23 protein-coding genes are annotated in these 22225 nt (G+C 48.9%); 3 read left to right on the top strand and 20 right to left on the bottom strand.

The genetic code is table 11. The features are described from left to right. Positions 1 to 35 precede the first annotated feature (35 nt). The 8 genes from ACTHPG_RS19540 to lspA form a co-directional block, all read right to left on the bottom strand. The gene (locus ACTHPG_RS19540) at positions 36 to 917 is read right to left on the bottom strand and encodes a carbohydrate ABC transporter permease (protein ID WP_440391125.1); all 882 of its coding nucleotides are present in this window, start codon (positions 915 to 917) and stop codon (positions 36 to 38) included. Positions 918 to 955: 38 nt separating this feature from the next. Then, positions 956 to 2275 carry an extracellular solute-binding protein gene (locus ACTHPG_RS19535; RefSeq protein WP_440391124.1) on the bottom strand — a complete coding sequence of 440 codons (1320 nt, stop codon included), beginning with the start codon at positions 2273 to 2275 and terminating at the stop codon, positions 956 to 958. 114 nt (positions 2276 to 2389) lie between these two features. Then, positions 2390 to 3184, bottom strand: a complete 795-nt coding sequence (locus ACTHPG_RS19530; RefSeq protein WP_440391123.1) for a response regulator transcription factor — start codon at positions 3182 to 3184, stop codon at positions 2390 to 2392. Continuing rightward, on the bottom strand, positions 3174 to 4946 hold the full coding sequence (locus ACTHPG_RS19525) for a cache domain-containing sensor histidine kinase (protein WP_440391413.1): 1773 nt from the start codon (positions 4944 to 4946) through the stop codon (positions 3174 to 3176). Before ACTHPG_RS19525 ends, ACTHPG_RS19530 begins: the two co-directional genes overlap by 11 nt. Before the next feature lie 324 nt (positions 4947 to 5270). Beyond that, on the bottom strand, positions 5271 to 6098 hold the full coding sequence (locus ACTHPG_RS19520; protein ID WP_036606635.1) for a carbohydrate ABC transporter permease: 828 nt from the start codon (positions 6096 to 6098) through the stop codon (positions 5271 to 5273). Then, complete coding sequence (locus ACTHPG_RS19515) at positions 6098 to 6964, bottom strand: carbohydrate ABC transporter permease (protein WP_036606633.1); 867 nt, start codon at positions 6962 to 6964, stop codon at positions 6098 to 6100. Before ACTHPG_RS19515 ends, ACTHPG_RS19520 begins: the two co-directional genes overlap by 1 nt. A gap of 24 nt (positions 6965 to 6988) precedes the next feature. Then, positions 6989 to 8179: an ABC transporter substrate-binding protein gene (locus ACTHPG_RS19510; protein WP_440391412.1), complete on the bottom strand. Its 1191-nt coding sequence runs from the start codon at positions 8177 to 8179 to the stop codon at positions 6989 to 6991. Positions 8180 to 8675: 496 nt separating this feature from the next. Next, complete coding sequence (lspA, locus tag ACTHPG_RS19505; protein ID WP_440391122.1) at positions 8676 to 9167, bottom strand: signal peptidase II; 492 nt, start codon at positions 9165 to 9167, stop codon at positions 8676 to 8678. 231 nt (positions 9168 to 9398) lie between these two features. Between lspA and ACTHPG_RS19500 the strand changes: the two genes are divergently transcribed. After that, a complete protein-coding gene (locus tag ACTHPG_RS19500; protein ID WP_440391121.1) occupies positions 9399 to 9878 on the top strand; it encodes a heme-degrading domain-containing protein in 480 nt (159 codons plus the stop codon). A gap of 77 nt (positions 9879 to 9955) precedes the next feature. On the opposite strand, the gene ACTHPG_RS19495 is transcribed toward ACTHPG_RS19500, so the two are convergent. The 10 genes from ACTHPG_RS19495 to ACTHPG_RS19450 form a co-directional block, all read right to left on the bottom strand. Next, positions 9956 to 10903 (bottom strand): nucleoside hydrolase, encoded by a 948-nt coding sequence (locus tag ACTHPG_RS19495; protein WP_440391120.1) that lies wholly within the window; start codon positions 10901 to 10903, stop codon positions 9956 to 9958. 57 nt (positions 10904 to 10960) lie between these two features. Next, complete coding sequence (locus ACTHPG_RS19490; protein ID WP_440391119.1) at positions 10961 to 11365, bottom strand: DUF350 domain-containing protein; 405 nt, start codon at positions 11363 to 11365, stop codon at positions 10961 to 10963. After that, on the bottom strand, positions 11347 to 12750 hold the full coding sequence (locus ACTHPG_RS19485; protein ID WP_440391118.1) for a glutathionylspermidine synthase family protein: 1404 nt from the start codon (positions 12748 to 12750) through the stop codon (positions 11347 to 11349). The genes ACTHPG_RS19490 and ACTHPG_RS19485 overlap by 19 nt, the downstream gene beginning before the upstream one ends. A 4-nt stretch (positions 12751 to 12754) precedes the next feature. Further along, the gene (locus ACTHPG_RS19480) at positions 12755 to 13039 is read right to left on the bottom strand and encodes a hypothetical protein (RefSeq protein ID WP_440391117.1); all 285 of its coding nucleotides are present in this window, start codon (positions 13037 to 13039) and stop codon (positions 12755 to 12757) included. Continuing rightward, positions 13039 to 13461, bottom strand: coding sequence for a hypothetical protein (locus ACTHPG_RS19475; protein WP_339238614.1), 423 nt, complete (start codon positions 13459 to 13461; stop codon positions 13039 to 13041). The genes ACTHPG_RS19480 and ACTHPG_RS19475 overlap by 1 nt, the downstream gene beginning before the upstream one ends. Positions 13462 to 13808: 347 nt before the next feature. Continuing rightward, positions 13809 to 15803 carry a ribosomal protection-like ABC-F family protein gene (abc-f, locus tag ACTHPG_RS19470; RefSeq protein ID WP_440391116.1) on the bottom strand — a complete coding sequence of 665 codons (1995 nt, stop codon included), beginning with the start codon at positions 15801 to 15803 and terminating at the stop codon, positions 13809 to 13811. Between the two features lie 98 nt (positions 15804 to 15901). After that, the gene (locus ACTHPG_RS19465; protein WP_181150888.1) at positions 15902 to 16063 is read right to left on the bottom strand and encodes a hypothetical protein; all 162 of its coding nucleotides are present in this window, start codon (positions 16061 to 16063) and stop codon (positions 15902 to 15904) included. 113 nt (positions 16064 to 16176) lie between these two features. Continuing rightward, positions 16177 to 16461, bottom strand: coding sequence for a hypothetical protein (locus ACTHPG_RS19460; RefSeq protein ID WP_440391115.1), 285 nt, complete (start codon positions 16459 to 16461; stop codon positions 16177 to 16179). A gap of 114 nt (positions 16462 to 16575) precedes the next feature. Beyond that, on the bottom strand, positions 16576 to 17574 hold the full coding sequence (locus ACTHPG_RS19455) for a glycosyltransferase (RefSeq protein ID WP_440391114.1): 999 nt from the start codon (positions 17572 to 17574) through the stop codon (positions 16576 to 16578). Between the two features lie 18 nt (positions 17575 to 17592). Then, positions 17593 to 18576, bottom strand: a complete 984-nt coding sequence (locus tag ACTHPG_RS19450; protein ID WP_440391113.1) for a phosphotransferase family protein — start codon at positions 18574 to 18576, stop codon at positions 17593 to 17595. Positions 18577 to 18736: 160 nt separating this feature from the next. Here ACTHPG_RS19450 and ACTHPG_RS19445 point away from each other — a divergent pair, with 160 nt between their 5' ends. Together ACTHPG_RS19445 and ACTHPG_RS19440 are read left to right on the top strand one after the other, a co-directional pair. After that, on the top strand, positions 18737 to 19327 hold the full coding sequence (locus ACTHPG_RS19445) for a TetR/AcrR family transcriptional regulator (protein WP_440391112.1): 591 nt from the start codon (positions 18737 to 18739) through the stop codon (positions 19325 to 19327). A gap of 189 nt (positions 19328 to 19516) precedes the next feature. Then, positions 19517 to 20095: an NAD(P)H-dependent oxidoreductase gene (locus ACTHPG_RS19440; RefSeq protein WP_440391111.1), complete on the top strand. Its 579-nt coding sequence runs from the start codon at positions 19517 to 19519 to the stop codon at positions 20093 to 20095. 325 nt (positions 20096 to 20420) lie between these two features. On the opposite strand, the gene nikE is transcribed toward ACTHPG_RS19440, so the two are convergent. Further along, positions 20421 to 21221, bottom strand: a complete 801-nt coding sequence (gene nikE, locus ACTHPG_RS19435) for a nickel import ATP-binding protein NikE (RefSeq protein ID WP_440391110.1) — start codon at positions 21219 to 21221, stop codon at positions 20421 to 20423. A 160-nt stretch (positions 21222 to 21381) separates the two neighbouring features. Continuing rightward, complete coding sequence (locus ACTHPG_RS19430; protein ID WP_440391109.1) at positions 21382 to 22188, bottom strand: ABC transporter ATP-binding protein; 807 nt, start codon at positions 22186 to 22188, stop codon at positions 21382 to 21384. Between the last annotated feature and the right edge of the window lie 37 nt (positions 22189 to 22225).

Raw genomic sequence — 22225 nt, 5'->3', positions numbered from 1 at the left:
TTCAACGGGATGGACCTCCTTTCATTTCACATGCCTCAGGAATACTGGATCGTATCTTTGGATGCTGTCGCTTTACGAAGCAGCCAGGTAACGAGCAGACAGATCAAGAGCAGGAAGAAACCTACAGCACTGCCGTAACCAAAGTCGAAGCTACGGAACGCCTGACGATACATATAGGAGGCCATCACTTCGCTGGAGCCATTTGGTCCGCCATCAGTCATCACGTAGATAAGATCGAAATACTTGAGCGAGCCCACCACAGCCAGCACCACGGTCACCTTAATGACTTCTGTAATAAGCGGCAGTTTGATTCGAAAAGCGATCTGCCAAGGACTGGCCCCGTCAATCCGGGCCGCTTCCACCAGGGATTCCGGGATATTTTTGAGGGCCGCATAATAGATCAAAATATAGAAGCCTGCATACTGCCACAGAATCGGTACGAACAGTGCATACAGTACCAGGGATGGCTCCGCCAGCCAGGCCGGCGGATTGCTGAAACCAATCGCTTCCAGAAAGGTGTTTAGCACACCATTGCTGGGATGATAGATCTTCAGCCATAACTGGGCGATCGCGACCGAAGACAGCAGCATCGGGATCAAATATATTTTGCGAAACAGATTGGCGCCCTTGATCTTGCCTGACAGCACCAAAGCAATCATCAGATAACCGATCAGACTCAGCGCGGAGAACAAAGCAAGCAAAAAAGTATGATTCGCACTCTGCCAGAATGTTCCGTCCTGAAGCAATCTGGCGTAATTATCCAATCCAATAAAGGTCATTGCACCGATCCCGTCCCATTGCATCAAACCATAATACCCGGTGAGTACGATCGGGATGTAAACCAAGACCAGCAGCAGAAGCAGTGCAGGAAGCACGTACATCGCAGCAACGAGACGGTTGGACATGACTTTGTCCATCACATTATCCTCCCTTCAAGCGTTCAAGCGTGTGTACGTCAATTGCCTTTATCAATGGCAACCTGATGATTCTTCACAAAGTCCTCCGGGGTCACCGCTTTGCCAAACAACGCCTGGATCATGTCCAGATGTGCCTGAGCGGCTGCCGGTTTCATCTGTACGTCAGCAAAGAGTGTGAGACTGCTGGCCTGATTCAATTCGTTCAGCAGGTCAATGTAGAGCTGTGGCAGCTGTACTGCAGCCGTATCCACTTTGGTAGCGGGGATGACGCCTGCTTCAGTCACCGAGCTCTCACCCCATTTTTCCACAAAGTATTGCACGAACTTCTGCGCTTCTTCCTTCACTTTGGAGTTTTGGGCCACGAACAGCCCTACGCCTGGACCACCTACCCAGCTGTTAATATCGCTCTTGCCGCCTTCAATAGTCGGGAATTTGAAAAATCCGATCTTGTCCTTGAATTCCTGGGGAATGTCCGGGTTGGTTGTGAAGTTCGGCAGCTCCCAGGTGCCCATCAGGTACATGGCAGCCTTTTCGTTCATGAATTCGGATTTGCCCTCATCGTTGGACAACCCGTTGAAGCCTTTGTTAAAGGCATTCATATCCACCAGCTTTTGCACCTCGGCAGCAGCTTGAGTCAGAGCAGGATCATCGAACTTGCCGGAGCCATTGATGGCCTTTTCCAGTGCATCTCCACCTAACCGATTCGCCAGATACATATACCAGAGTGATCCGGTCCAGCGGTCTTTATTGCCCAGTGCGATCGGCACTTCACCGTTCTCTGTCAGTGTCTTCAGCACACTCAGGAATTCATCGTACGTTGCTGGCGGCTGCAAGTTATATTTCGCAAAAATGGCTTTGTTATAATAAATGGGGGAGATATTCAGTTCGATGGGTAGCGCATATGTTTTGCCATCTATCGCATAGGCTTCGGTTGTTCCAGCGATAAATTTCTCACCCAGCGAATCGCTGAGCAGATCATCGACCGGTGCGAACAGATTACCCTTCACATAAGGCTCCAGGAATCCAGCAGCCCAGGTTACACCCACATCGGGAAGTTCATTGGATGCAGACAGAATTTTCAGCTTGTTCTTGTACTGTTCATTCTCCAGCACTTCCTGCTTGATGGTCACATTCGGATGATCTGTCTGATACTGCTTGATGATATCGTTGACCAGTTTGTTTTGTTGTGCGGAACTGCCCGCTGGCCAGAGGTGCATGAATTTGAGAGTTACTTTCCCGTCTGCGCCGTTGCTGCCCGTTTCACCCTCTTGATCCGAATTTGAACTGTTACATCCGGATAAAATTACGGCGAGAACCAGCGTCCATGACAGAAGCATGGCCATCGTCTTTTTGCTCATTATCCCAACCCCCTTGGTTTTATCGGTTAATGTAACCGCTTTAACCAAATTGTAGCATGAGCCTCACATCCCCATAAGACTAGGATTATTTGGTAAAACTCCACTTTTTTAAGGTTATTTGTTACCACGTACGGTCAAGGAATGACGATACTTGCTTGGGCTAAGCCCCTCCAGACTTTTAAATACCGTGATAAAATACTTATCCGTCTGATAACCCACCTGTTCCGCAATTTCCGAGATCGGCATGGTCGTCTGCACAAGCAGCTCCTTCGCGCGTTGAATGCGTTTACGGGTAAGGTATTCACTAAAATTGATGCCGATCTGTTCCTTGAACAAGACACTGAAATAACTGGAGTTTAGATGGAGCAAATCAGCGATTTCACGCATGGTCACATGTTCACCCAGATGAGTATCCACATAGGTCAAAGCTTCACTGATCTGGCTATTGAGCCGCTGCTCCCCGCGCTCCTTAACATCCAGCAACTTGGGGTCCACCAGTTCCTGCATCGTTTGAATACGCCGCTGTTGTTCGCTGAACTTCAAGGCCTTTTCGACGGTCTGCAACAACTGTTCCTTATCAATTGGTTTCAACATATACTCCACCACACCCAGCTTAATGGCCTGTTGGGCGTACTGAAAATCGGCATGTCCTGACATAATCAGCACAACAGGCTTGTTCGAAAAATGCTGAATGGCTTCGATCAGAGACAACCCGGAGATTTCCGGCATGCGAACGTCCGTTATCAACAGATCTGCTGGCTGTTTCCTGAGCAACTCCACGGCCTGAGCACCACTTTCTGCAGTTCGGATGTGATTTCGTCCTGCCGACCACCCCTCCAGTGTCTTGCGAATTCCCTCTCTTGTACGTGGCTCATCATCAACAATAAGAATCGTTTTGTCATGAATCATATGCACCCTCCGTTCCCATGGGAATCTCAAAGCCAATGACGGTCCCTTCTCCAACCTTACTTTTTAAGGAGAGCTTGCACCGTTCGCCAAGTTGGCTGCCAAAGTAGAGCTTCAGCCGTCGATGTACATTGATCAGACCTACGCCTGACCCCTTGTTGGATACAGCGGGACCACCATGTAAAGCATCAATGACAGATTGAAGCCGTAATTCATCCATACCGGGACCATCATCCCGAACCTCAATACGAACCAGGTTTTTCTCGGTCGAAGCATCCACATGAATGCTTATCTTTCCCGGTCCCAGTTTACTTTCAATGCCATGGAGAATCGCATTTTCCACCAAGGGCTGTATAAGCAGTTTCGGAATGGGGACCTTACGAACCGCATCGTTCAGCTGAATCTCCCATTGCATTCGATCTCCCAGCCGCATCTGCATAATTTGAAGATAACGCTCTGCGTGTTCCAGTTCGTCGGCAATCGTAACCCATTCATCCTGCTGTGAACTGGAGATCGTATAGCGGAATAATCGGGACATCGCCACAACCATGTGTGCCATCTCCTCGTCTCCCTTTTCCTCAAGGGACCAATAGAACGCCTCCAGTGTGTTGAATAGAAAATGGGGATTAATCTGAGACTGTAACGCCTTCAGCTCGGCCCGGGACTGCATGACTTCCTTCTCATGAACCACACGGGTCAATTCGTTCTGCCTGTAGACCATCTGGTTATACACGTTGTTGAGTTCGTTGATCTCCATCGTAGAGCTGACCATTAGATTAGGCCTCATTGCTCCCGGCTGTGCACTGCGCATGGCCCGCATCAGGCGTATGAGCGGACGTGTAATCATCGTGGACAGGAAGAAGGACATGATAAGGAACAGAACAACTCCAATCATTCCCGAGACGAGCAGCGCCGTCCTTAGAATGGATACACCTTCCGTTGTCTCCCGCAGTGGAGTCAGGACAGCAAGTGTCCATCCCGTCAACTCCGATTTTTGACGGACGATGATATAGGAGTCCTCCCCATTGTGGACGACTGATCCGCTGTCCAATATGGCTTTTGGATCAAGATTAATCTCCATATCGGAAGTCACCACTTCGCCTGCCCCATCCAAGAGCATGATGGAGTCCTGCGAACCATCTGCCCCATTCGAATCATTGAGTTGAAAGAAACTGCGTTGCATCCGCACCACAATATAGCCTCCATGCTCAAAGGAATGTTCCAGCAGGTTAATGCGTCGAATAGCCAGAAGCACTCCTGGGTCTTCAGGATCATTACCTGCCCACACCAGTCTGCCTTTTCCTTCATCCGCCTTGGTTATCCAGCTGTGTTCCACTCTAAGATCGAGGGATCGGTCATCCATGGGGAAGATGCGATGGTAACCGGTTGTGTAAATCTCCATACTTTGCGCACCATTGATAAAAGACTGATAACTGCCTGCAATCTGCAAGAGGGCCTGACGCTGATTAAAGGTGGCCGGATTGCCTTGCTTCTCATCGCTGAGTAGACGCTGCACATATGAATCATCCGCCACCTGGGCGGTCAGCGAATTCACTTGTGCAATGAGTGCATCCAATCTGCCACTGGCTTGGACGGCGGTTTGATGAATATGTTTCTCTGCATTGCTTTTCAGCAAAGCAGCCACCCGATCATAAGCCGATATGCCTGCGAGCAGCAGAACAACGAGCATCACCATAACGAAACCAATGAAGATCTGATTGCGGAGTGAGTTAAAATGTCTCTTTTTCCCGTGCAACTTCCCCATTCTCCTCTCATTACGCATGTAAAAGAATCCACCACCTTACGCCCGTGCTCTTGAAGACTGGGTACAAACGATGCCGGATTTATCCACGTATTCAGTTTTTCTTGTTAAAGCGCTTGCATAAAACAGAATCCCCTCTTCTCATTATCTTTGTTTACCGATTAAACGAACGACTAAAAAATAGCATAGATTTACAGGTTAATCAATCCTCCCGAGCGTTCCCAAACGTCAAATGACAAGAATCAAAAAAAGAGAGGGGACGTTTACAGTCCACCTCTCTTTGTTCATATCCCTTCACACCTATTCTTTTCTTTAGCACATCTTCAGTTATTTCACTGACCCTTGTGTAACCCCGTTGATGATCCACTTCTGTGCGAACAGGTAGATGATAATCATCGGCAGCAACGCGAGCAGGTAGGATGCAAATGCCAGGTTAAACTCGGTATTGAACTGTCCTTGGAATACATACTGTACCAGCGGCAACGTGTACTGCCCCGGATCACTGATAATAATGAGTGGCAGCAAGAAGTCGTTGTACGTGGACAGGCAGGTCAGAATACCAACCGTGGCACTGATGGGTGCCATGAGCGGGAAAATGATTTTCCAGAACGTGCCCCAGGTTGTCGCCCCATCCACAAAAGCCGCTTCCTCCAGCGCTACCGGAATGGAACGGATATACCCCACGTACACAAATACGTTGAATGCCAGACCATAGACCGTGTGCAGCAGGATCAGACCTACCAGGTTCGTCATCTCCAGCGATGCGGTCAGCTTCACAATCGGCAGCATGATAATGGGGAACGGAATAAACATCGCGCTGACGAAGTAATAATAGAGCCCTTTGAAAAACTTGCGTTTCTCCATATTCCGCGCAATCGCGTAGGCCACCATCGAGTTACTGAGCAATGTCAAAAGCACGGTTGACGCGGTAACGATCGCACTGTTACGGAACGATTGGAAGAAGTTCGTCATGTCGATAGCTCTCGCGAAATTCTCCCAGTGAAGCGTTGTCGGAATGGCAAAGACCGATTGGGCCATCTGTTCCGGATTTTTCAAAGCAATCGTAACGGTCATATACAATGGGAACAGGATAAACAGCGTGCCCAGTACAACGAGCAGCATAACGAGCCAATTGATTCGTGTACGGCTTCTCATTACAGATCCATCTCCCTTCTTTGCAGGAACCGGATTTGCAGAATTGAAATCACCGCAATAACGATGAAGTAAATAACCGAGTTCGCAGATTGATATGCATATTCGCCGCCTTCGAATCCGCCGGTATAGATCAGATGGGAGATGGACTGCGTCGCCCGTCCGGGACCACCGTTGGTCAAGGCTACGATTTGGTCGAAGACCATCAGCGAGTTTTTCATCGCCAGCACCATATTAATGGTGAAGAACGGGGCAATAAGCGGGAATGTAATACTCCAGAATTCACGCCATTTGCCTGCACCATCGAGGTTGGATGCCTCGTATAGCGTCGTTGGTATCGTTTGCAGACCAGCCAAATACAGAATCGTATTCAGAGCCACGGATTGCCATACGGCAACAATGACGATACCGATCCAGGCCAGACTTTCGCTACCAAGTATGTTCGTAGATAGTGCGTTAATGCCCAAATTTTGTCCCCAGATCGGGAATACGTTGGAGAACAGGTAGTTAAATATGTAACCTACGATCAGCACACTCAGAATATTGGGCAGGAAGTAGATGCCACGGAAAAAGTTACGGAACTTGATCTTGGCATTCAGCCCGAGTGCAATGAGCAGGCTCAGAATATTCGTCAGGATCGTCACAACGATCGCAAATTTGAAGGTAAACCAGTAGGCATTACCTACATTGTCATCCTGGAACAAGTTGAAATAGTTTTTGAAGCCAACAAAATCATACTCTTTCCCGAATCCGTTATAATTCGTAAATGAATAATAGATTCCCTGAAGGGCCGGCAGTGTCATAAATACGAAGAACAATACTACCGCCGGAACCGTCATCCAGTAATAGGGTGCGATACGCTTGTTCATATTCCATCCTCCTTCAGACAAGGCTTAGCGCCGATTGGCAACCTTGTCCCATTCTTTGTCGAGTGTATCTAGATAGTTGTCGATGTTTTGGTTCTGCAAAAAGGACTGTACGATGGAATTCAGCTGCACGGCAGCCGGAATATAGTGATCGGCAAAGTCAATAACCTTCCCCTGCTCGATATAAGGCATCAATTCCTGTACGGCAGGATCATCCTGCTTCACGTCTTCTACCGCAGAGAACAACGTCTGTTCGTCAATGTATCTTCCGATATTCTCAGGCTCCAACAGAAACGCAATAAACGTCTCTGCCTGCTCGCGATTAGGCGTGTCCACCGCAATGGTAAACAGGGAGTCGATCCCGTTCACCAGCTTAATCTCGTTTGCATCGTTGCCCGTCGGGAATGGGAAGAAACCGATGTCCACATTCGGGTTCGCTTTGCGAATCTCCGAGATGGCCCAGGTTCCCTGGATGTACATGAAGGCTTCACCATTAGCAAAGGCACGGTTACCATCTGAATAGGCTTTACCAAAGTTATCGCCGTGACCATACTTCATGAGTTCCAGCTGCTTCTCAGCTACCTCGCGGTACGACTCCTTAAACGTCACTTTGTTATCCCGACGCTCCTGGTAGAAATCGATACCGACCAGATTGGAGCCGAGTGCATTGAAGGGCAGGCTCGTCTGCCAGTCATCCTTATATGTGAAGTAAAAAGGTATTTCACCTGCATCCTTGATCTTTTGGGCGGTCGTAATGAGTTCATCCCACGTCTTGGGTACGTCCAATCCCATTTCCTTAAACAGTGTTTTGTTGTACATGATGCCGTTTGCATTGGTTGCGTAAGGAATACCCGTTACTTCGTCCATACCTGTGAGATCCTTCAGCATTTGTATGTAGTTCGGATCAATCGTCTTGAGCAGTGAACTGTCCGTCAGATTGGTAAAAATATCACTTTGGGCCAGGATTGAATACGTATCCGTTGCACCCATGGCCATAATATCCGGGATATCATTTTTGACGACACGTGTCTTCAATACCGTCTCCGCGTCTGGCGGATTCACCTGTGTCACCTGAATATCATCATGCTCCGCGTTGAACGTTTTAATTAATTCATCAAAGGTTGTTTTGGCTTCCGGCTTGTTCTGGAAAAATTCAATCTGCACTTTGCCATTCGCACTATCCCCACTGGTACACGAAGATAGAAGTACAGCCATCATTCCACATAGCAACATGGTTCCGAGAGCCTTGGTAAGCGTTGTTCTCATGTTGTACCTCCCTCAGCTTTATAAATTAAACTAATATGATTTACACGGTGCCACTCCGATTGCAGTACCATCTTCCGATCGTTGTTATCCCCAGATTTTTTCGATTCCCTTCTCAAAGGGAAAATCCGGTGATAAACACGCACGCTTCGCTTCTTCAGATTGGTTCTGCACTCTCCGTGTTCGTGTATATCTTAGTTTCACTTTATATACGTAAGAATTTACCCATTCAGATGGTGAAATAACCATTTGGTTAATCCTTCCATCCACTCATACTATGAGCGTTGACTATACAGGTCTTTATTATTTCTAAAACGGTTTCGATAAAAATGAATCAAGGCATTTCTTCCCATGGGCCAAAATTGGCATAACAAAAAGGACACTGGATAATCTCCAATGTCCCTCATTGATTATGCTTATATTCAGCGACTGCAAAGCTTTTATCCGTGTATCACGAACGCTCAACTTTCGGCAAAGCATTGCGCAAACGCTTGGCTCTATAACTCTGATATGCACGAATCAACATGCCGATAATGATCATGATCACGCCGATGTTAATTGCGACATCAGCGAGATTTAAGATACCGCGTCCTGACGGAAACACGAGGAAATCCGTTACCCTCGCATAGATAAATCGATCGATCGCATTTCCTAGAGCCCCGCCGACCATAAAACCTGCGCCAGCTTGCATCCAGAATCCGCGAATCTCCCCTTTACTCCGGTAGTACAGCATGCCCGCTATGAACAGAACAGCAATCACACCAAACAGACGTGCATTTCCCTGAAACATGCTGCCCGCCATTCCACTATTCTCATAATGCTGTAACTGCATGCCCGAATTACCCAGTCTCATGACATCGCCAACTTCCATATACATCCGCACTACAATCTTGGTTCCCTGATCTATCAAAGTCACCAGCAGTGCTACAAAATAAAACAGCATCGTGTTTCTCCTCCTGCCTACTTAGCCATACCTTATTTTAACTTTAAGAGTGTTGTATATTTTGGGTCCTTTCACTTTAACACAGCCGATGTATGGTCTCCAAATGAGCCAGCTTCAACCACGCCTGTAACATCCACTAAACAAACTCGCCCAGTCTGCATGGGGAAGGTACTATGCCCATTCATGTCGAATGTAGACATCAATCATATATGTAAAGGGGCTGCCTGTAATTTGAACCTGACCATGACCGAAAGATTAAAGGAAATGCAGCAGGAAGAAGTGGACTTGGTATTTGGCACATTTGATTCTGCAACAGCGCTTAACCTCGGCCTGCATCTGGTTGAAGAAGCGAAGCGTCGTTCCCAAGCCGTGACCATCGATATTACGCTGAAGGGACATCGTCTCTTTTTGCACGCCATGCAAGGCACTCATCCCGACAACGAAGACTGGATTAGACGCAAGAACAATGTGGTGAACCATTTCTCTTCCAGCTCCTGGCATACCGCCCTGCGGTTGAGAAATGAGAATCAGACACTTGAGCACGACTTCAACCTGCCTGCTTCTGATTATGTCCTGGCTGGAGGTGCCTTCCCACTGATTCTGTCAAATGAGGGGCAGGTCGGCACCATTACGGTATCGGGTCTGCCTGATGAAGAAGACCATGACCTGGTTACCACAGGAATCCGTTCATTTTTGTTACAGCAAGGTTAGATTAAAATGAGCAAAAAAATCCGTACCTGGGATAGGCACGGATTTTCTTCTTTTTCCTGCAGTTTAAATTACTGCGTTTATTGGATCGCTGAGAGAACGTCCAGAAGCATAGATTTGAATTTTGGCCGATCAATGGCTTCACATACACGTACATTAGGCTCTTTGCCAAAACGTCCGTTGATATCAACCACACTGTATCCGCGTGTCAATTCTCCTGCCGCTTCTACATCCACATAATAGTGACCCGACTTGGTCATGATGGATTCATCTGCCGCTACAGCCATCAGCAGCGTATCGGGATGAGTGGTGCCATTCAGCTTATGTACCGACTTGTTGAACTGCATAACCACTTTGTTGATTGTGGTGAAGAAATCGGCACCAGATGTACCCAGAGCCGCAATCTCAGCATGATCGTCATCATCCATCACTGAATATTGCGTGCACATCTCCCAGCCAACCATCGTGATCGGAATGCCCGCATGCAGTACAATTTTCGCTGCTTCCGGGTCTACGTAGAAGTTGTACTCCGCCGCCGGTGTGATATTGCCTAGTGCATTATTCGTTCCACCCATGATGTACAGGTGAGCAATCTCCGGAATAATCGTTGGGTCTTTCTGGATCGCCATCGCAATATTGGTCAGCGGGGCAATCGCCAGCAGCTCCATTTCACCGGGATGTGCATGCACCTTCTCAATGATAAAATCAACCGCGTGCCCGCTCTCGGGACGCTGATCCGCCTTCGGAAAATGTGCGCCACCCATGCCGTCATCGCCATGTACGTCTTCCACTGTACGGTGCTGGGCCTTTCCGTAGGCCATTAACGGACGCTCGCAACCTTTATACACGGGTACCTTGCCGCCATGTCCAGCAACCTGTACCGTGTACAGGGCATTTTCAACCTCCTGGTCGAATTGAACGTTACCGCCCGTAATGGTGATGCCCTCCACCTGAAAGTGGTGCAATGCCGTCAGGATCGCAATCGTATCGTCTCCTGCTGTATCTGTATCGATGATGACTCTTCTCATGATGCCGCGCTCCTTCTTCCGTTTATTAGTACATCCTATAAAACACTATGTCTTATTTTACATCAAAAATGTACCGATGACGATGGAAACGCCGATGATGATCGAACGCAGCAGTTGTGCTACTGCCATATTGCCCCGTGCAATTTCCTCACACACCCGCATCTTCGGAATCAGGAAGTCAAATATAATATAGACCAGACACAGAATAATGATTCCAAGCGCCGACCACATCAGCATATCCAGCCACGAGTGCGTCGAGAAAGATACCATTCCCACAATAATACACAGCCCGAGCAATTTGCTGCCCATATACATGCCTGCCGCCTCGTTACCCTTGGCGATTTCCTCACTATCGTTATACCGGGTCAATTTGCTAAAGGCAAAATATCCACATACCAATACCACCAGCAGAATGCCCACACCCACCGCCACATTCACAAGGTTTAATCCCAGGTTCTCCATTCGTTCTCCTCCTCATCATTCATCCGTTTACGAACCGTAGCCGCGCAATAATACGCCATATCTCCGGTTACTTTCTCCCCGACCCGTGGTAACAACCCGGCCAACCGTCCACCGATAACAAACACCCCTGTAAGCAGATAACCGCTGTACGCTCCGTCTTCCGTCTTGATCATGACCTGTTCCATCGGAACCAGCTGCTGATAGATTTTGGGCTGATTTTCGTAATAAGCTGTAATTTCCGCTTCATCCACATCTGTTGCCCCAGTCGCGAGTTTGGATTGAAGCTCCTCGGTAAGAGGATGTTCTATATTCTGCTGTCCAAAAGCATTGTCCGTTCCTAAATCCAACAAAAGTGTTCCTCTACCCTCGCGTCCCCAATAGCTCTTGGCTACATATGACATGGCGTTCAAGCGGAAGGGTTCAGCCGAAAAATAAGTTGGCAGCAGATATCGGAAAATCACGTCCATTTCTGCTTCATCAAAGAGGGTAAACCCGCAATATTCCGGGGTTTGCTCGTTACGCTCATAGAGCGACCAGATCGCCGCCATGAAGCCTTTGCTCTGCATGAGCACATGCTGCACCGGATTCATCAGGCCCAATTGTCCATCTCGCACCAGATCAAGCAGTGCAGCGCCAATGTCCACACCGGTTGTCTCATCCCGATCATCGATCAGATATTCCAGTGGATAGAGGCGGTATAGCAGATTAATCTTCCGACCCTGATGGTACAGCGCTTCCCCGGGAACAATCTCCAGCTCCTCCAGTGGGGCATAGAGAACATCGTAACCCGCTTCCTGACAGCGTTTCATCAGGTATTTCGTATTCGTTCGATCTTCGACATGTTCGCCAAAAGAAGTGAACGTCACCGGACCCTGCAATCCCTGTTGTGCATAGAATTCCAGCCATATCCTGAAACATTCCTGAATAAGTCCATCCATCTCGGCAGATAGCGCTGCTAGCGTAGTATCCTCGGCAAGACCGACCAGAATATTTTCCAGAGCAGCAGCCTCCGGTATACCCGTAGGGGTGTCCGTATTATTTTCAATACACTTGGGACCCGCTTCTCCAATAATCCAGTCCTGACGGGTAATGCCTCCAGTAACTATCTCCATACGTGCCGCCGGAATTAGCCCCGGATGGATACCGAGCTGATGCTCCAAAAAGGAATCCGGCATGTACTGTTGGATAAATCGCATCACTTTGCAATAAATGCCGTCTACCGCCTCGGCTGCGGTACGCAGCTCTTGTACCTCCGAGGGAGAATAGACCGTTAATGCAGGCACACAATATTGCTTCCCGTACATTCGATGGTATGGAATCTGTTGTCCGGCTTCACCCTGAAATACCTCTTCGTGACTTAACGGCAGTTGAACCACTTGCCTCATCAGGTTATCCTCCCGAACTGCGGAAGAAGCTACCGAAGCCGCTTGATTTGGATTTGGATTTGCTAATGGAGCTGTTACTGTCCTTGTTGCTTCGATACGACGACCCACCATAGTAATAGTGTCCACTGCTGGAATCATATTCGCAGCCGGTATCGTACTCCGGATCACATTCATCATTGTTGCTGCCACAACCGGATAACACGGCAGGAACGGCCAGCATCAGGGAGAAAGCAACCAGCTTCGCTTTTGATCCGGGTTTGGATGCTTGCCCCCGCTCTTGGTCACTCATCACAGATCCACCTCTTTCATATAAAACAACACTTTCTTGCGATCCGCATCCAGCACGGAATACAGGAACTCATACGTCTTGCCATCACGAACCATGTAATGGTCCAGCAATTGCTCGGCAAGCTCCATCGTATAAGTGGATGACGCTGTCAGTTCCAACTCCTGAAATGAGCTTCCATTCCACAACATATACTCTGCGCTGTACATGGAAGACATTTTGCACATCGCCAGCGCAGCATCCGCAATGGCTGCACCGTACTCGTCCGGCATCTGTTGGTCATAGGCCGTCACGTATACTGCATGTTCACGCCCATCCTGGCATTCATTGGACAGATGTGCCCAGAGCTTGTTTTTCACCAAGGTGGCATCCACCAGTTTGCGCATAAACAGTTCATCTCGGGTGACTGAAGTCTGTTCCAGCACCCCTGTCTCCACCTGTCGATCATCCGACCAACTCCGATACGTCAATGAATAATAGATACCGATTACCTCCCTTTCTGTAAGCTCTTAGATGAGCCGTTTCCATTCATACAAACGTATTTAACGCATGTGGAGGAAAAAAGTTACACTAATCCAGTTGTATTGAGTTATGAAATTGATTTGATTCACCATGACATGTAAAAAAAGAACAGATTGTCGCCAAGGTTTTGGCTCAACAAAGCTTGAAAAAAGGTAGATTCCGCGTTTGGTATATTTTAATCACGCTCCAAAAAGGCCAGAGAAGATTCTCCGGCCTCGTTGGTTCCATCTTATGCTCATGCCATTCCGACTTATAACTCAGCCCACTGGGCCAATACATCATTATATTTAGCGGACAATTGCTCGCGATCATGCCAGATTTGTTCCAGTTCAAGCGGATTGTTCTGCACCGTTTCCAATTGTTGATCCAGTGCCTGAATCTGTACCTCCAGACGAGCCAAAGTCTGTTCCAGCTTCTCCGCAGACGGTTGGTTGCCATTGCCACCTCTATGATTCGATGAAGCTTCTGCCGAGGTAGCTTCTGGCTTCTTTCCTGATCGGACAGTCCCGCTCGACGCTGTCGTCATACCTGACTTCATCTCTGACTTGGCGTTTCCGCCGGATGGAACGACTCCCCCTGCTGTGCCCTGACCTGCCGCCGCCGAACGAGCTTGCATATCAAGCTTCTTCTCGCGATACGCTTCATAGTCTCCGAGATAAGCGGTCATCTGTCCGTCCTCCAGTTCCCAGACACGGGACGCGAGGCGATTGACGAAGTATCTATCATGCGAGATGGCAAGTACAGTTCCTTCAAAATCAACTAACGACTCTTCCAGTGCTTCTCTGGATGCGATATCCAGATGGTTCGTCGGCTCATCGAGCAGCAAGACATTGGGTTTGCGTTGCACCAGCAGCGCCAGCCGCAGGCGCGTCCACTCCCCGCCGGATAACTGTCCCACTGCGCGGAATACATCCGCGCCATAGAATAGATATCGTGCCAGAATCCCGCGTGCTTCACCTTCCTCCACGCCTGCTTCGAGACGGAAGTATTCGAGTACATTCAGCTTCGGATTCGCAGGTTCCTCCTGTTGAGCCAGATACCCCACATCCACGCGTGCTCCCCACTCCAGCTTGCCCGCATTGGGTTGCTCATCTCCAAGCAACAACTTGAACAAGGTCGTCTTGCCGGAACCATTGCGGCCAATGAGTGCGATCTTGTCGCCATATTCCAGCAGACCCGAGATCCCGCGTAGAATTGTACGCTCGCCATAACTCTTCTCCACTTGCTCCATGACAATTACCCGTTTGCCCGTGCGGTCTGTAGGACGTACATCAAAGTCTGCGCTGCGGCGCTCCAGCACAGGACGCTTCACCTGTTCCATCCGTTCCAGCGCCTTACGCATGGAAGCGGCCCGCCGGAAGAACTTTTCATTCCCACCAACTCGGCCCCACTCCTCCAGTTGACGGATCGTTTCTTTCATTTTCTTGATCACCTTCTGCTGCTCCTTGAACTCCTCGAATTGCTGCAACAGCCGTTGTTCCTTCACTTTCATATATTCCGTATAACCGCCAGCAGACGTTTCCGCTTCTCCATCCTCCAGCTCCAGTGTTCGATTCACCACCCGATCCAGGAAATAGCGATCATGTGAGATCAGGACAATGGTGCCAGAGTATTCTCGTAAAAATCCTTCCAGCCACTCGACCCGCTCCAGATCAAGATGGTTCGTTGGTTCATCCAGCAATAACAGGTCGGGTCTGACGATTAGCTGTGAAGCCAACACGACCCGAGTCTGCTCCCCACCGGACAGCGAACCAAAGCGCCAATTATAATGGGCCTTGGCGATATCCAGACCGTCCGCCACCTGATCGATTCGGGCATCCATTTCGTATCCACCCTCACGCTCGAACTGATCTTGCAGCGCCGCATAGCGTTTGAGCAGGCGTTCCAATTGATCTGGGTCTGCTGCACATGCCGGATCGGACATCTGTTGTTCCATATCCTTCATTTGCGTGCGACACATCATAAGCTCCCTGAATCCAAGACTCAGTACATCCAGAACGGTATGGTCATCCAATCCTTCCGGAACCTGAGCCACATAACCCATTCGTGTATCTTTCTTGATCATCAATTGCCCTTCATCCGGCTTGTTTAGTCTTGCCATCAGGCGCATAAGTGTGGTTTTGCCGCTTCCGTTGCGGCCGATCAGGGCGACCTTGTCGCCTTCCATAATCTCAAACGTAATGCCGTCCAGCACCAGATGTGCTCCGTGGTATTGAGTCAGTTGTTGCGCGCTAATCATCATCATAATAAGGTTCCTCCTATGGTATGGAAGATCCTGACCGCAACACAAAAAGAGCCGCAGGAGGTTAGCTCCGCGGCCCTTCAGAATTCAAGCAATATCGCTTATCGTCCGAATGAGGTCAAGGCAGGCATCTTCTCGCACATGTTAACTTCCGTATATTCAAAATTGGACAGACTTCTCCCGTTGGTCAGAAAAGTATGAACAATGCCAGCCATAGCAATCGGCAGCTGGCTAATACGGTTGTTAAGCATCTCGTGATTCACCTGTCTTCACCTCCCTTGTCATAATTAATGTCAATATATCACAGACGAATGCATTCCTGCAACCATCCTTTGGCCTAATTCATCCTTACTCGACAATAGCTTTACTGCTCGATCTAGTTCCTGCCCCGTCGTCGAAGCATCACATCCCTGATCGCCACCGTAATAAGTGTTAACATTCCCGAGGTACCCAGTGATGCGCCGAGCAGGGCGTAACCGATGCCGTTCCACCCGCCCATATCGATACTGATCATGATTACAACGGCACCGCCAAGCAAGGCCACACATGGCAATATATATTGAACCCACGTCATTCGCCGTCCTTGCAAACGGTAGATAAGCCATTCAATCAGCAGCTGCACCGCCCACATTCCCAATGTCCACAAGATCAGTACTTCCATAAAGTCTCCTCCTAAGTGCTGGAAATGGAAAGTGAACCTCCATCCAATGGTCCTGCCTTATTTCAACCTCATTATTACTGATCCGTCCAACTTCATACCCCGCACGATTCTCCTTTATTTTAACCAATCGGAGAAAAACTGCCGGTACCCTTCCTTCATCTTCGTACGCGAAAAGGCACCAAACGCATACTCGCGGTTGTCTTCCGACACACTGCGCGGCGCGGCCGCAGCCATGTTCACCAGTTCAAACCAATTATCCTCGTTGCCTGCAAAGGCATGTGTGGATCGAATATGCCCGTAGCAGGCATGCTCCGGTTTCACGACCATTTTGCCCATCGCCATCGCTTCAGTCAGCGGCATCGCAAACGTATCAAAGGCGGAACAGTTCCAATAGACCTTGGCAGAGTTCATCAACGTAAATATCTCGTCCTGCGTGAGCGCAAATTTCAGCTTAACGTTGGCAGGAATGTCGTACTTCTTCATGGTTTCCTTATAGCGAACACCGCCGAACACCATGTACACTTCCTTGTCCGGGTTCTGCCGAGCGTACTCCAAAACCAGATCAGGGCGACGGTTTGCTTCATCCCGACCGATCCAGAGCACCCGATTATGCACAACCTGACTCGGGTCATAGTGCCGGTTCGCCAGTTCTTCGCTGAAACCAATCGGGATGACGTTCACGTCATGTACGCCAAAATTACGGCCTAGCTCTGTTTTCAAAAACTCGGTCTGCACAATCGCCTTATCCACCATCGTATAAAATGGCTTCATCATCTCATATCCCGTCAGCGCGGGATCGGGGAAACTGTGCGGGAACAATACACTCTTTGGTAGGAACATCTTCAAAAACGTAAACCCGGATACGGTGTAGATGACATGCTCAATATTTTGGCTATGAATCTGGTCCAGCACGATATCGTAATTCACCAGGTCACCTTTCTCATGCTCATAACCTGGCAACCAGTCGTATCCGCTGACATGACGCTCCGGCGAAATGAACACAATATCCACGCCCAGCTCCAGACCAATCTGCTTCAGCCGATCCGCAAATACGCGCGGTCCCTGAGCTTCCGTGAATTGAATTTTACGCATAACAAGTCCGACTTTACGCAAGCTTCTCACCCCTCATTTCTATTCCTCACCCAAGTGCTTCATGCACTGTTCCAGCGTCGCTGCCGTCTCATGCCACTGGTTACGCAACTGTCCCTTCGGCCATACACATTCCTCACTTCTCAGGTCACCATCAATCAAATGCAGCATCCAGAGTGAGAATACAATAGCATAGGCGTCGTACCATTCTGCAAAAGAAACCCGTTCAATCTGCATGCCCAGGCTCCCCAGTTTGTCCAGATACACATCCATGACCCGCTCTCGCAATGCAGGCGTCACCGTTCTAGGAAACAGCGGATGCGAGAGATCAACTAGGTGATATATATCCCACAGTGGCGTATTCAGATGGGCATGCTCCCAGTCCAAGACGACCAGTCTGCCGTCCACTTCTGCCAGATTACCGGGATGCAAGTCTCCGTGACACAGAACGGTTGGAAGTTCTTCCTCTGCCGTGAGGATCAATCTGGTGATCTTGTCCCAATCGGATTCGGACAGATGCATATCCAGTCTGGATAACAGTTCATCGTTAGATTGCCTATGCATTTGCAACACATCCAACATCGTGCGAATGGACGGTTTCTGCCCCACACGAGGCAGCTCACACCAATTCGTAACAGGCAATGCATGCCATGCTGCCATATGTGCCGCTGTGTTAAGCATGGTCGCTTCTTGCGAATCGTGCACCAATTGACCCAGATCCTCATAGATCATCCAGCTCTGTGCTGGAGCAATGGTAAGATCCGACGCTGCAATGAGTTGCGGATAGATCGGTGGCAAGCCAGACATCACACGTTCGTACATCCATCGTTCCCGTCCATGCTGCGCAGGATTCGTCAGCGGTTTAAAAATATAACTTTCACCGGTAGGAACAGTGAATCGCTCCACATATCGTCCGTTCATTCCTTTATACAACTGTTCGCGGCTTGTTATATAGTGATCATTCAGCATTCCTTCAGGCGTCACCCAGCTGTATGCATCCAACTCTTCGTTCACGCTACCCACCATCCATTTCGTTCTTCCTGCTGCTCCGATGTTGATTTCTATTCATCATACGTTGCTGTTCACTAGCCTGCAAGCTTTGGTCGTAAGCGCTTATTCCATGGTTCAAGTCAGAGGATTTAAAATGCTTGTTGCATTTTAGTTAGTAATCACTTACTATACAATCATGAAGAACAAACCTCATGTGGATAGCAAAAAGAAAGATATCCTACAAGCGGCGATGCGCTTGTTCGCAACCAAAGGCGTTGACGGCATATCCGTCAAAGAGATCGGTGACGCTGCCGGAGTAACCGATGCGGCGATCTACAAACATTTTAAAAACAAGGATGCCGTTGCCCTGGAAGCCTTCACCCAATACTGCGCGGACTATACCTCACTGATTGACGGGTATGTTCGACAGGAAGGTCCGGTGTTGGAACGTTTCAAACAATTGGTGACCGAGGTTCTCCATCTGCACGATGAAGATCCCTACGGGCTGCTGCTGATTTCACAGAATCATGAAATATTCATTGAAGCTGGAAGCAGCGAGGATTACCGTCAGCCATTGGATGCGTTAATGGATCTGATCGATCAGGGAATAATGCGGGGCGAACTGCCTCAGCAGGATTCACGGCTCACAGCCGTCCTGGTGATCGGTGCAATTACACGTATGGCTGTCTCCAGTATGCAAGGTGAGCTACCGGAGCTGTTGGTACCTTATACGGGCGAGACAGTTCATCGTCTTGCATCCATGTTGGGACAGATAACCCCAGAGTAGCGAGAGAGAATGGGAACCATTCTGACATCACAGAACACCAAGTAAGGTTAAGCGCTAAACGTTATAAAAAGAGAGTTTTCAACATACGATCAGGATATAGTGATCGATTACCAGGTCATACGTGACCTTTTCTTTTTGCACATGAGGTTAGTGTTCATTAACTAAAATAGTCAGGAAGTGTCATTTCCAATGAAGAAAATATTAATTATTCAAGGTAATCCCGTCTCACCGAGTTATAACGGCGCACTAGCTGAGGCGTATCGTAAAGGAGCTGTGCAGGCGGGTGCCGACGTCCGCATGATTACCCTGAACGAGATCACGTTCAACATGAATCTGGAGGGAGGATATCGTAATAAACTTCCACTCGAACCGGATTTGCTACAAGCTCAAGAAGCAATCAAGTGGGCCGAGCATCTCGTATGGGTGTTCCCAATCTGGTGGGGAGGACCTCCTGCCCTGCTCAAAGGTTTCATTGATCGAATCTTCATGCCAGGTTACGCATTCAAGTATCAAAAAGGAAAACCCTTCCCGGATCAGTTGCTCAAAGGCCGCACCGCCCGCGTGATCACCACGATGGATGGTCCGAGCTGGTACTTCAAATGGTTCCAGGGTGAGCCCGCACATAAAATGATGAAAATCTCCACATTTGCACTCACTGGCATCAAACCTGTTCGGATAACAACTGTAGATCAAGTGGGTAAGAAGTCAGATGAACAGAGAAAGAGTTATCTGGATAAGATTGAGCAGCTGGGGCGGAAGATGGAGTAAACGATTTCTGCAAGAAAGCCCTCATTGAAGCAGATGTTTAGCTCCAGATGATCACCTTATACGTTAAATCGAAAATCGGGGGATATGCACAACAGAGGTAGTCCGGTAATTCGAGTGGCTCCATTGTAATTTTAGTTTAACTTATATAAGAAAGTCGAACTGTGCCTACTTCCATTACAAAAAAAGGTTGCCCTTATGTCTTGTTCAAGACGTAAGCGACAACTTTTTTAGTATTCATGATGGTCTAACGAACCGTAAACACGCTATTCGCCCCATTTCCAATAAATTTGGGGTGTTCGTTAGCCACTTCGCACTTCTCATCGCATTACCCAAACCTAATACGACCGGACGGATGCTCAGGCAAAATAGCCGTAATCAACTGCTGCACAGCCGGATGATCCGACTGCATGACCGAATCCCCGGCATCACCGCTATAGACCAGCCTGCCCTGGTCCATCACGGCAATGCGGTCACAGATCGTCATGGCAGCCCGAATATCATGCGTGATAAATAGATACGATAACCCATACGATGCTCTGAGCTCCGCCAATAAGGATAGGATTTGCGTCTGGTGCACCATGTCCAGGCTGCTGATCGATTCGTCCAGTACAATTAACTTGGGCTTGAGCGCAATGGCTCGTGCGATGTTAATTCGCTGTAATTGCCCGCCGCTGAACTGGTGCGGAAGCTTGCTCCCATCCTCTGGTGTAAGTCCAACCTGCTCCAGCAGTTGTCCAACCACACGAAGCTGTTCTTTTGCCGACAAACGCTCGTAATTATCCAGCGGCTCACCGATGATCTGCGCGGCAGTCATAAGCGGATTCACAGCTGAATAACAGTCCTGAAACACGACTTGCAGATCACGTCGTAATCCCTTAAGCACGGGTTTGCTGGATCGGTAGATATCCTGACCTTGAAACAAAACCTGACCCTGGCTGGGCTTCTCCAGACCAAGGATGATTTTACCCAAGGTACTTTTACCTGCCCCGCTTGTACCCAGCAGTCCCAGACATACACCTTTCTCAATCGTAAGTGAGATGTCTGCCAGCACAGGAGGACGCGCTCCCGAACGATCCAGCCAATTGCGTTTGCCATAGCTATGGCTTACTTCACGTACCTGAAGCATCAGGTCATCCTCCTCTCTTGTACTTGGCAGAAGCAATCTCCGAAGAAGACGAAATTACACATCACCATATCCATTCCACCCCTACACTACCCACTCAAAATACAGTTCATACCCGCTCTACGTATACATCCACTTTGTAAATATACTCATCTATAATTTGCTATCGTCCCAAAGACATACTGGGCCTCGCATTTAACAACATCCGGGTATACTCATGCTGCGGCTGATCGAACAGTTGATACACATTCGCCTGCTCTACAATTCGACCCTTCTGCATAACCGCGACTTCATCTGCCATTTGCGAGATCACGCCCAGATCGTGGGAGATGAGCAAGACGGATGTGCCGTATTCGGTACGCAGCCGATCCAATTCCTGAAGCACCTTCAACTGATTCACAACATCCAGTGCCGTCGTTGGTTCGTCAGCAATTACCAAGGCGGGGCGCAGGCACATCGATATGGCAATCATCACCCGCTGCAACATGCCACCACTCAATTGGAAGGGATATCGCTTCATCAGCTTGGCCGGTTCGGGCAGGTTCATATCTGCCAAGGCGGCAATGGCTCGCTCCCGGGCAGCTGCTTTGGACATTCCCGTATGCGTACGCAAAGTTTCAATGAATTGAGATCCAATCGTATATACGGGTGTAAAAGCATTCATCGGATTCTGCACAATAAATCCGATGTCCTTGCCTCGGATGCGTCGCATCTCCTCCCCTGACAACGAGCCCAGCTCCCGTCCATTCAGACGGATGCTGCCCGATACCTCCATCCTGCGTGGATCAAGCAGATGGAGCAACGCGTTACATGTAACCGTCTTGCCGCTGCCACTCTCGCCGACAAGGCCAAAGACACGACCTTTTTTCAATTCAAAATCAATGGGCGCAAGTAACGGGACGGAATCCTCCGCTGTTCTAAGATTCACTTGCAGACCACGAACTTCGAGTACCTTCGCTGCATCATCCATCGTTACGTTCACCTCCGTGTGAGTTTGGTTCCGAATC

This window comes from Paenibacillus sp. SAF-068, assembly GCF_051967555.1.
Taxonomy (GTDB): domain Bacteria; phylum Bacillota; class Bacilli; order Paenibacillales; family Paenibacillaceae; genus Paenibacillus.
The sequence above is the reverse complement of the archived record's forward strand: the minus strand, read 5'-3'. Positions and strand labels throughout refer to the sequence as shown.